This window comes from Roseixanthobacter psychrophilus, from assembly GCF_043195195.1.
Lineage (GTDB): Bacteria > Pseudomonadota > Alphaproteobacteria > Rhizobiales > Xanthobacteraceae > NCEH01.
The window spans coordinates 1-9494 of sequence record NZ_JBAFWT010000081.1; the positions used below are offsets into that span (position 1 = coordinate 1).

General features: G+C 65.5%; 8 protein-coding genes and 2 pseudogenes. 4 read left to right on the top strand and 6 right to left on the bottom strand.

The features are described from left to right. Positions 1–280: 280 nt before the first annotated feature. The gene (locus V5F77_RS27790; protein WP_429008316.1) at positions 281–727 is read right to left on the bottom strand and encodes a universal stress protein; all 447 of its coding nucleotides are present in this window, start codon (positions 725–727) and stop codon (positions 281–283) included. Between the two features lie 145 nt (positions 728–872). On the opposite strand from V5F77_RS27790, the gene slyA reads away from it, so the two are divergent. The 3 genes from slyA to V5F77_RS27805 are packed head-to-tail and all read left to right on the top strand — an operon-like array spanning position 873 to position 4173. Next, the gene (gene slyA / locus V5F77_RS27795; RefSeq protein WP_429008317.1) at positions 873–1355 is read left to right on the top strand and encodes a transcriptional regulator SlyA; all 483 of its coding nucleotides are present in this window, start codon (positions 873–875) and stop codon (positions 1353–1355) included. A gap of 3 nt (positions 1356–1358) precedes the next feature. Then, positions 1359–2549, top strand: coding sequence for an HlyD family secretion protein (locus tag V5F77_RS27800; RefSeq protein WP_429008318.1), 1191 nt, complete (start codon positions 1359–1361; stop codon positions 2547–2549). Beyond that, on the top strand, positions 2542–4173 hold the full coding sequence (locus tag V5F77_RS27805) for a DHA2 family efflux MFS transporter permease subunit (RefSeq protein WP_393986256.1): 1632 nt from the start codon (positions 2542–2544) through the stop codon (positions 4171–4173). Before V5F77_RS27800 ends, V5F77_RS27805 begins: the two co-directional genes overlap by 8 nt. 245 nt (positions 4174–4418) lie before the next feature. On the opposite strand, the pseudogene V5F77_RS27810 reads toward V5F77_RS27805, so the two are convergent. From V5F77_RS27810 to V5F77_RS27830, 5 genes and pseudogenes are all read right to left on the bottom strand, one after another. Beyond that, positions 4419–4670: pseudogene (locus V5F77_RS27810) on the bottom strand (chromate transporter); the annotation flags it as partial. A gap of 43 nt (positions 4671–4713) precedes the next feature. After that, complete coding sequence (locus tag V5F77_RS27815; RefSeq protein WP_429008319.1) at positions 4714–6120, bottom strand: DUF1254 domain-containing protein; 1407 nt, start codon at positions 6118–6120, stop codon at positions 4714–4716. Continuing rightward, positions 6117–7562 carry a DUF1254 domain-containing protein gene (locus V5F77_RS27820; protein WP_449317029.1) on the bottom strand — a complete coding sequence of 482 codons (1446 nt, stop codon included), beginning with the start codon at positions 7560–7562 and terminating at the stop codon, positions 6117–6119. The genes V5F77_RS27815 and V5F77_RS27820 overlap by 4 nt, the downstream gene beginning before the upstream one ends. A gap of 117 nt (positions 7563–7679) precedes the next feature. Further along, positions 7680–8621, bottom strand: coding sequence for an HlyD family secretion protein (locus tag V5F77_RS27825; RefSeq protein WP_429008320.1), 942 nt, complete (start codon positions 8619–8621; stop codon positions 7680–7682). Next, the gene (locus V5F77_RS27830; protein ID WP_429008321.1) at positions 8618–8872 is read right to left on the bottom strand and encodes a DUF3302 domain-containing protein; all 255 of its coding nucleotides are present in this window, start codon (positions 8870–8872) and stop codon (positions 8618–8620) included. Before V5F77_RS27830 ends, V5F77_RS27825 begins: the two co-directional genes overlap by 4 nt. 24 nt (positions 8873–8896) lie before the next feature. Here V5F77_RS27830 and V5F77_RS27835 point away from each other — a divergent pair. Then, positions 8897–9331, top strand: a pseudogene (locus V5F77_RS27835) (PLP-dependent aminotransferase family protein); the annotation flags it as partial. Between the last annotated feature and the right edge of the window lie 163 nt (positions 9332–9494).

The following is a 9494-nucleotide window of genomic DNA, read 5'->3' on the forward strand; positions in this document are numbered from 1 at the left end:
AACCTGTCGCCTCTCCAAAGGACAGGATGGCCAAACATAGCGTCTTGACGTGCATGTCATCAAAAGACGGCACTCTGCCGGCCATTCATTCGCGCCGGCGATTCCCGGGGCAACTCGCCCCAACTCGGTCTGCGCAAGCGGCAGCTTGCCGGCTCCGGCAGGGCACACTCCAACGGGCAACCGATCCAGCTCCCGGAAAACCGCGACGCGGCGGCGGGCGGCCCATCTCCGCGCCACTCTTGCCCGCTCTTCGCCGCTGCTGGTTTTGATCTTGTTCCGATCATCGTGCGGGCGTCGTGCCCGAGACGGCCACCAGCAGGCTGCATGGCGCGTGGGCGAGCAGCGAAGCGCCGACGGAGCCGTGCCACCACCGGGCCAGCGCACTCTGTTCGCGGTGACCGACCACGATCAGATCGGCGGCGACCTCGTGCGCAATTCGGCCGATCTCCTCGGCGGGGTTGCCCGTGCCGAGGCGCGTTTGGACGGAGAGGCCCGCCCGCCGCAGCTCTTCCGCGCCCGCCGCCAGCACGCGGCGCACTTCCTGATATTCACGCTCCGGCAAGTCTGAGGGTGCCGCCGCTTCAGCGAGCGCGACACCCAGCTCATGGGCGACGACGGCGAAGAGATAGACACGAGCCTGGCAAAGCGAGGCCAGCTCGGCCCCCTGATCCAGCGCCTCGCGGCCTTGCTGGCTGCCGTCATAGGCCAGGAGGATCGTCCGGTACATTGTGGTTCTCCTTCAATGAGCGCCGTGGAAAGCCTTTCCCGAGCCAGGCTGCGGACAGAGTGGGCGGCCGAGCTTTGCCTCTATCTCTGGACATTCGATAGATAGCTATCTATTGTTATAATAAAGGAGCCATTCAGGCAATGAAATGAAGCTGCCTCTCAACGATCAGGAACGATTCGGCCTCCACCTCGGGCTGGTCGCCCGGCTGTGGCGCGCCGAGATCGACCGGCGGCTGGCCGCCTTCGGCCTCACCGAATCCCGCTGGTTGACACTGTTGCATCTTTCTCGGCTGGCCGAAGCGGCAACCCAGCGTGAATTGGCTGAGGCGATCGGGGTGCGCGGGCCGACCCTGGTGCGCACGCTGGACCGGCTTGAAGCCGAGGGGCTGATCGAACGCCGGACAGAAGCTAGCGACCGCCGCACCAAATCGGTCCACCTGCGCGCGGAGGCCGTTCCCGTTCTGGAACGCATCGAAACGACCGCAGCGGCAGTGCGTGCGGAAATCTTCTCCGACATATCCCATGCCGAGGTGACGACCTGTTTGAGGGTCTTCGAGAAGATCGCCGGCAAGCTGGGTGGCGCGGAAACGACGATGCAGCTTACGCACCAAATCCCGATGGACAGGTGAGCCATGGACCAGCGTGTGAGCCGCTTGGAGCGCCAGAGCGACGATCGGGAAACCGATCTGCGCATAGCCCCCGACAATGAGACGGAGGCTGCGTCAGAGGCGTTTTCCCCGCCTGGCCGCGCCCGGCCATGGCGACTGTATGGCGCGATCCTGGCGGGGCTGATCGTTCTCGGGGCCGGTGGCTGGTGGCTGTGGCAACAATTCACCCACGTCTTCGTCACGGATGCCCGCGTTGCAGCCGACATCGTTGCCGTGAGCAGCCGGGTTCCCGGCTGGGTCACGGCCGTTGAGGTCATTGCGGGCGATACCGTTCGCAAAGGCGACGTACTGGTCCGGATCGACGACCGGGAAAGCCGCCTGCTCGTTCAGGAACTTGATGCGCAACTCGCGGGAATCGCCCGCCGCCGGGAGGAGATCGAAGCCCGCATCGTACTCACCGGCCGCCAGACCGAAAGTCGTATTACCGCTAAACAGGCAGCGGTAAGGGCTGCGGAGGCCGCGTTGGCAGCAACGACGGCACAACGCGATCTTGCCAGACAGGACAATGATCGGGCTGAGAAGCTGGCGCCGAGCGGCGCCATCACCCGCGCGCGCCTGGACCAGACGCGGGCGGCGCTGGAGATGGCAAAGCAACAGGTGTTGAGCGCCCAGGCGGACCTGGAAAACGCCCGCGCCGCCCTTGCCGAGGCCGAAGCGGCACGCGAGGAGCTCACGGTGCTCCAACGCCAGTTGGCCGAGCTCGGTCCGGAAGAACAGCGGCTGCTTGCGCAACGGGAGCGCGCGGCGCTCGATCTCGAAGACCGCACCATCGTCATGCCATTCGACGGCGTTGTGGACCAGACCTTCATGGACGAGGGCGAATACGTCACGCCCGGCCAGCGCCTGCTGATGGTCCATGATCCCGAGCGCGTGCGCGTCGAGGCGAACGTCAAGGAGACCGACATCCGCTTCTTCCGGCCCGGAAAGATCGTGACGATCACTGTCGATGCCCTGCCGGGGCGGCGCTTCGAGGGTAAGGTCACGCGCGTCGGGCAGGCTGCGACCAGCGAGTTCGCGCTGCTGCCCAACCCAAATCCGAGCGGCAACTTCACCAAGATCACCCAACGCCTGCCGGTTCGCATCGCCGTCCAGCAGGACGGTGGGGAAATCAAGCCCGGCATGATGGTAGAGTTGGAGGCCGGCACCGGTGACTAGCGCGCCGCACCCGGACAGTATCGAGGGGCTGTTCGCCCGCTTCGGCCCGGCGTATCGCTGGCTGGTCACGGCGACGGTCATGATGGGCACGATAGCCACCATCCTGACCGCGACCATCGTTAATGTGGCCCTGCCCGACATCATGGGCGCCTTCGGCATGGGCCAGGACAAGGCGCAGCTCCTGTCCACAGGCTTCCTTGCCGCGATGACCGGGACCATGCTGCTCAACGCCTGGATGGTCGAGACGCTCGGCCAGCGCGCGACCTTCATGCTGGCGGTGACGGTTTTCATCGTCGCCTCCGTCATGGGCGGGCTGGCTCCGGCGGAAGGGGTGCTGATACTGGCCCGCGTGCTCCAAGGCGGCGCGGCCGGCATCCTGCAACCCCTGGCCATGCAGATGATCTTTCAGGTCTTTCCACCGGAAAAGCGCGGCTCGGCCATGGGCATCTATGGCATCGGCGTGGTGCTGGCCCCGGCGCTCGGCCCCACGCTGGGCGGCATCATGGTGGATAGCTTCAGCTGGCGCTATGTGTTCTTCATGGCCGTGCCGTTCTGCCTTGTCGGGCTGTTCCTCGCCACCCTCTTCATGCCGGGGCGGGCAACTTCGGGATCGCCGCGCAAATTCGACTGGATCGGTTTCGGGCTGATGACCGTGTTCCTCGTGACCTTGCTCAACGGCCTGTCGAATGGACAACGTGATGGATGGTTCTCCGATTCCATCCTGCGCGACTTCGCCGTCGCCTTTGTCTCGGGCATCGGCTTCATCGTCTGGGAGCTGCACGCGCCCGCGCCCATGCTCAATCTCAAGCTCTTCACGAACCGGGTCTATGCGGGCGCGTCCGTCGTGGCCTTCATCTTCGGGGCGGGAATCTACGGTTCGACCTTCTTGATTCCGCTGTTCGCGCAGACGATCCAGGGCTACACGCCGACCCGCTCCGGCCTGCTGCTGATGCCGGCGGGGCTGATCCTGGCGCTCGTCTTCCCGATAGCCGGGCGTCTCACCGATAAGACGCCGGCCTATGTCATGGTCATGTTCGGCCTGGCGGTCTTCGCATGGTCGTCGTTCCTGATGACCGGCATCGATACCGATACCTCCTTCTGGCTGTTTGCCTGGTGGATCATGCTGGGCCGGATCGGGCTCGGCTTCATCATGCCGAGTCTGAACGCCGGCGCCCTCAAGGCGCTGCCAATGACGCTGCTCGGCCAGGGCTCCGGCGCGATCAACTTCGTGCGCCAACTCGGCGGCGCCTTCGGCGTCAACCTGCTTTCAATTGCCCTTGAACAGCGCTCGCAGCTCTACGTGGACAGCTTCACGGCGGCGCAGCACGCGGGTAACAGCACGACGACCGGCTTGCTGCGCGATGTGACCGGCTTGCTCGCGCAGGCCGGTGTGCCGGAAGCGATTCGCCAGGCCGGGGCGATGAACTATCTCGGCCGCATGATCTACAGCCAGGGCAACATGCTGGGGTACCGGGACAGCTTCTTTATCGTCGGCGCGATCTTCCTGGCCGCCCTTGTCCCGGCGTTGATGATGCGCCGGAGGTCCACGCCTCCGGCGCTGCAGGCAAGTGAGGCCATGCGTCACCCGCCATCGTCGCAGAACGCGATCCAGCAGGGTCGGTGACGCACGTCATAGTGCTATGGCGTAAACGTAGTGATCATCGCTATCGGGCGTGGCCCGCGAACCCCGTCGATTCCACGCTATGGCGCGCTATTCTGCGAGATAGCTACCCAATCACCGCCGATTGCCGTACTCGCACGAAGGCGAACCGCCCGATTATCCAGATAATTCTTGCGTAAACATATGGAGGCCGCCCTAGCGCGGACATCACGTGCCCAAATTCGTCCGCCAGTGGGCCTTCCCTCGTGTCACACAGGTAAATAGCTGACAAAAACACCGGCCACCGCGCAAAGGCCGAGCGTCGGGATCATTCCGACTTTGAAGCGCAGCATGGCAATCATCGCAGCGGCAGCGAGAACTGCGGCCCGCCAGTTGATCGATGTGAGCACCGGCAGGTCCGGACCGACGCCGAGAATCTCGAACGTCCGCACCTCCCGAAACACGACGTGTAGCGCGAACCACAAAGCAAGGTTCATGACCACGCCGACGACTGCAGCGGTGAACCGGACGCACAAGGCGCACGAGGCACCCAGCCTGTTGCGCTCAGTCCGCGCGCTTGACCGGAGGCGGTGACCAGCTGCCCTCGATCACCTCAGCCTTCGGCCAATAGAGGCGCATGTTCATGGTGAAGGTGCCGCTCTTCGGTGTCGGAAGCCAGTTGGCCTCCTTGTCCTTCCCCGGAGATTCACGCTGGATGTAGAGGTCGAGCGAGCCATCGGGACTGAAGACCAGCTTGTCGCGGTCGCCGATGGCGTAGCGATCGAGCGGGTTCTCCGTGAAGAGCTGGCGCTCGTCATACATCGTCAGTGACCAGAAGGCGCGCACGGGCGGGAGCTGCTCCTTGGCGAAATGCATAACGTAGCGTTTTGCACTATCGAACGGGCGCCCTTCGGAATCGGCGAAGGCGGTCGGATAGACTGCGTCGTCGGGCACATTTGCGCCGAGCCCGCCAAAGGCGACGCCGGCGCGGTGCAGATAGTCTGCGCCATAGGTGCCGATCGCCGTCAGGTTGGTGCGCCAGCCATTGGCGAGCACACCCGCTTTCGCCCATGCCGCCTTGATGCGCGGCAGCGCATCGGCCGGCGCGGCCTTGATTGCCTCCTGCACCTCTTTCGCTTGAACGGAGGGCGAATAGCTCTTGCCGGGCTCGATTCCGATCCGCTTCATTCGGTCGAGGATCGGATAGTCGTTGGCGTGCGGCGGGTTCTGCTTCATCAGCTCCGCGAACAGGGTGAAGAAAGCGGCGCCGTCCATCTTGTCGATCTGATCCGGCGGCGCGCTCATGTCGAGCTTCGTATCCACCGGGCCCTTCGGCGGTGTGTACGGCTTGCCGTAGGCGCTCAGCGGCACCGCCTTCAGCCCGTTCTGGAAGGCGTGGACCGCCGCGTAGTCGGCCTTGCCATTGGTCTGCACGCGCCCGCCGATCCAGCCACCAGCGGTCGGGCTGTCATAGCGCGTCACGCCGGCCGGCAGTTCACCCCGCCAGCCTGGGCCGACGATGGCGAAGGTCTGCGCCCCGTTGCCGGTGGTGCGCGAGCCGGGCACGGCGAACACGTCCGACCATTTGTCGAGCATGGGCAGCAGATAATAGCGCCCGCCGGAATCCGGCACGGTGACGATGAGTGGCTCCTTCGACACGTCATAGACCAGCGAGGAATAGAGCGTGTCGGCGTTCGGCCGCACGACTACGGTGAAGGACGGGTCGGGGAAGGCCTGCGCATTGCCGAACTGGTTCACGGGCGCGGCGGTATTGCCGGGCGGTTCGGCAACGTTGGTGGAGACCTTGCCGCTCACCTCCATGAGGACGAGCGGATAGGCATAGATATAGGCATCGCGGGCGATCTCGCGGGCCTCTTCCGTCGAGACCGGCGCCTGGGCAAGCGCGCCGGGCGCGAGCGCCAGGACGCCGGCAAGCGTTGCCGCGCAGGCGGCGAACAGGCTGCTGTTCATGTCGTTTTCCTCCGGGTTGTCCGGCCTCGGACGTTTGTGCGAAACGGGCGGGCCGTGGTCACGGCACCTTCGTGAAGGGCGGCGGCGCCCATGTTCCGTCGAGCACCTCGGGGCGCGGGGAATAAAGGCGCATGGTCGGCTGGAATTGCGCCTTGGGCGCCGGCAGCCAGTTGGCCTCCTTCTCCTTGCCGGGATTCTCCGCCTGCACGTAGATGTCGAGCGAGCCGTCGGCATTGAAGGCCAGCTTGTCGTGGCTGCTGAGCGCGAAGCGGCTCAGCGCGTTCGGCACCTGAAAGCCGTCCATGTCGTACGGTGATCGACCAGAAGGCGTCCGCCGGAGGCAGGTTGTCCTTGTCGAAGTGCAGGACGTATCCGTTGTCGCCGGTCAGCGGCTTGCCTGCGCCGTCGAAGGCGGCGGTCGGATAGACCGCGTCCTCCGGCAGGTTGGCGCCGAGCCCGCCCTTCGCGACGAGGGCGCGCTTGAGGTACGAGGTGCCGTAGGTGCCGATATTGTCGTTCTGCAGCGTCCAGCCGTTCACGACCTTGCCGGTGCGCTCCCACGCCGCCTGCACGCCTGCGAGCACGTCCTTGGCGGCCGTGTTGAGGGCGGCGACGGTTGTGGCATCGAGCTTTGAGGGGTCGAAGGGCTTTCCGGGTTCGATGCCGAGCGTCCTGAGGCGAAATAGCATCGGATAGTCATTGGGGTGCGGCGGGTGCTTCTCGAGCAGCGCCGCGAGCCGTGTAAGCATCGCCACGCCGTCGAGGCTGTCCACCTGCACCAGGGGCGGGGTCTTGTTGTCGACCGCCGGGTCGGTGGCGACCCCCTTGGGCGGCTGGTAGTTCTTGCCCCATTGCGAGAGCGGGGTGAGCCGGTAGCCGTCCTGCACCTTGTGGACATTGGCGTAGTCGGCGGGCCCGTCGGTCTTGGTGCGTCCGAGGATCCAGACGACCGGGGTCGGCGCCGCGATCCTGGTGACGCCCTCGGGCAGGGAGCCGGTCCAGCCCGGCGCGACCAGCGCGTAGTTCGCGGCCCTGTTGCCGGTGGTGCGGGTGCCGACTACCGCGAACACGTCGGTCCACATGTCGAGCATGGGCAGCAGGTAGTAGCGCTCGCCGGTGTCCGGCACCGAGAGGATGACCGGCTCCTTCGAAAGGTCGAGCCAGGCGAAGGAATAGAGCGTGTCGAAATTGAAACGCACCACGTCTTTCTCGTCCGCCTTCGGATAGGCACGGGCATGGGCGAACTGGTTGAGCGGCGCGCGCATGTTGACGCTTCCCGCATCCGGCACATTGGTGGCTTGGCGCATCGTCGCGTCCATGGAGACGATCGGATAGGCGTAGAGATAGGTCTCGCGTGCCAGATCGTAGGCCTGCCGGGAGGTCAGCGCGGGCTGCGCGGATTGAGCGACCGCCGCACCGGCCAGACCGGTCGCGATGCTCACGGCAACCGCCAGCCCGACGAGCATTCGCCGGCGAGCTGACGATTTCCCGGCATCCCGCGGGCTGCCGTCTCGAGGTGAGCGGCAAAGATCGATGACGGGCGACATGAGCAATCCTCCTTAGAACGGAAGCACGTAGTTCAGCAGCGCCGTCTGCCGGATCAGTATCCTGCGGATGATATGCGTGGCGGCGGCATGATCGGTGTAGATAGCAGCGGTGCCGACGCTGCCGGCTGGCAGACGTTCGGCAACCCCCGCGTCGTCGAGCGCGACACGGACCGCGAACGGAGCCGCTACGAATTCCGTGGGTGTCGCGGCAGATCCCGTCGGCGCAAGCTGTCCGGCAGAAATTGCCTGTACCACCTGGAGGACAGTACCCGAGAACACCCGACCCGGCAGAAACTTGAAGGTGATCTCGGCCTTCTGGCCGGCCTTCACGAAGCGCACGTTGTTTTGCGCGATCTCGACGACGATTACCGTGTCGGAGGTGTCGATGAAGGCCATCACCGGCGCCAGCGGAAGCGCCGCGACCCGTGCGCCGGCCCGCAGCGCGACATTGGTCACGTAGCCGTCGGCCGGCGCCCGCACCGTTGTCTTCTCGAGGTTCCAGCGCGCCGCATCCACCTGGGCCTGCAACTGCTCAACCTCGGCACGGCGTTGCTGGACATTGAACTCGGGCGTGGCCTGCCGTCCCGCCAGCTCCTGCATCTGGTCGAGCCGCAGTTCCGCGAGGTTGAGCTGGGCGAGGAGCGCCCGAAGCTGGGCCTCATAAGGCGCAGGATCGATGCGGAACAGCACGTCGCCGGCCTTGAGCGGGGTGTTCGGCGCAACCGGCACCTCAGCGACCTCGCCCGCCACGCTCGGCACGATCGCCACCGACTGGCGCCCGGCCAGCGTGGGACCGGACGGCGCCCCCCAGTTCATCGGAATGAAGAAGCCCACCAGCAGGAACACGAGCACCTGGACGGGCGACAGCTTCCAGAACAGGTTGAGCCGAACGACCTTCAGCCACACCAGGACCAGCAGAATGACGATGTAGCTGTCGAGGAGCAGGATGATCACGGCGCCGGCTCCCGTGATGGGCGGGAACTGCGCGCGGGCACGTCGACGAAGGCCCAGATGAAGGCGAGCGGCCAGAATACGAGGCCGAAGACCAGAGTGGTCCATCCGGCGACCGTCACGGCGTCGGCCCAGGGGTGCCCCCGCCTTCTGGCAACATAGCCGGGCGCCGCGCCGAGAATGAGAATGACGCCCAAGGCAGAGCCTGCGGCGACAAGAAGGACGATTCCGGCAAACAGGTCGAGAAACGACAAGCCCAATTCCCCGGGTGAAACTTGGCACCAGCCTCCCGCTTCGCCGATATGGCGGCGTGCCTCGCACCGTCACCTGGGCCGGCGGTGCAACGCGCCATCGCCGAATTCATGCATGAGGGCCACTATCTGCGCCACCTGCGGCGCACCAAGCGGGCCTATGCGACCAAGCGGCAGGCGGTTCTGGATTGCCTGCAGGCCTCTGTAGGCGCGGATCGTATTGCGGCTCCCGGCTTGGCCGTGCTGCTCAGATTGCCGAAAGGAGCCCCGGATGTCGCCGTGGCACGCGAAGCTTTGACGTTCGGCATGTCTCCGTCACCGCTTTCCGCTTGGTATGTGTCGCCTGACGGCGCCGAGTCCGGGCTCCTGCTTGGTGTCGCGACTGCGCCGACAAGGAACCTTGCTCGAACCTGTGATCGGCTTCTCGACTTGGTCCGCCGGTTCGGCTGGGCGCGGCGATGACTTCCACCACGGTTCGCTGGCGCCCGATCCGCGCCGCCTGCCTAAGGGGCCCCGACCGCGCGACATCGTGGATCCCCTACGGGCACATCGATGAGATCAGGGTGAAGACGCGGGATTTCAGGCAGGCCTCACATTCTGACCCGTCCGGTCTCTCCGTGTTCTT

Bases quoted from the DNA above. Each gene is read 5' to 3' on its own strand.
- V5F77_RS27790 (WP_429008316.1), bottom strand. From the start codon at position 727: ATGTACCGGACGATCCTCCTGGCCTATGACGGCAGCCAGCAAGGCCGC.
- slyA (WP_429008317.1), top strand. From the start codon at position 873: ATGAAGCTGCCTCTCAACGATCAGGAACGATTCGGCCTCCACCTCGGG.
- V5F77_RS27800 (WP_429008318.1), top strand. From the start codon at position 1,359: ATGGACCAGCGTGTGAGCCGCTTGGAGCGCCAGAGCGACGATCGGGAA.
- V5F77_RS27815 (WP_429008319.1), bottom strand. From the start codon at position 6,120: ATGAACAGCAGCCTGTTCGCCGCCTGCGCGGCAACGCTTGCCGGCGTC.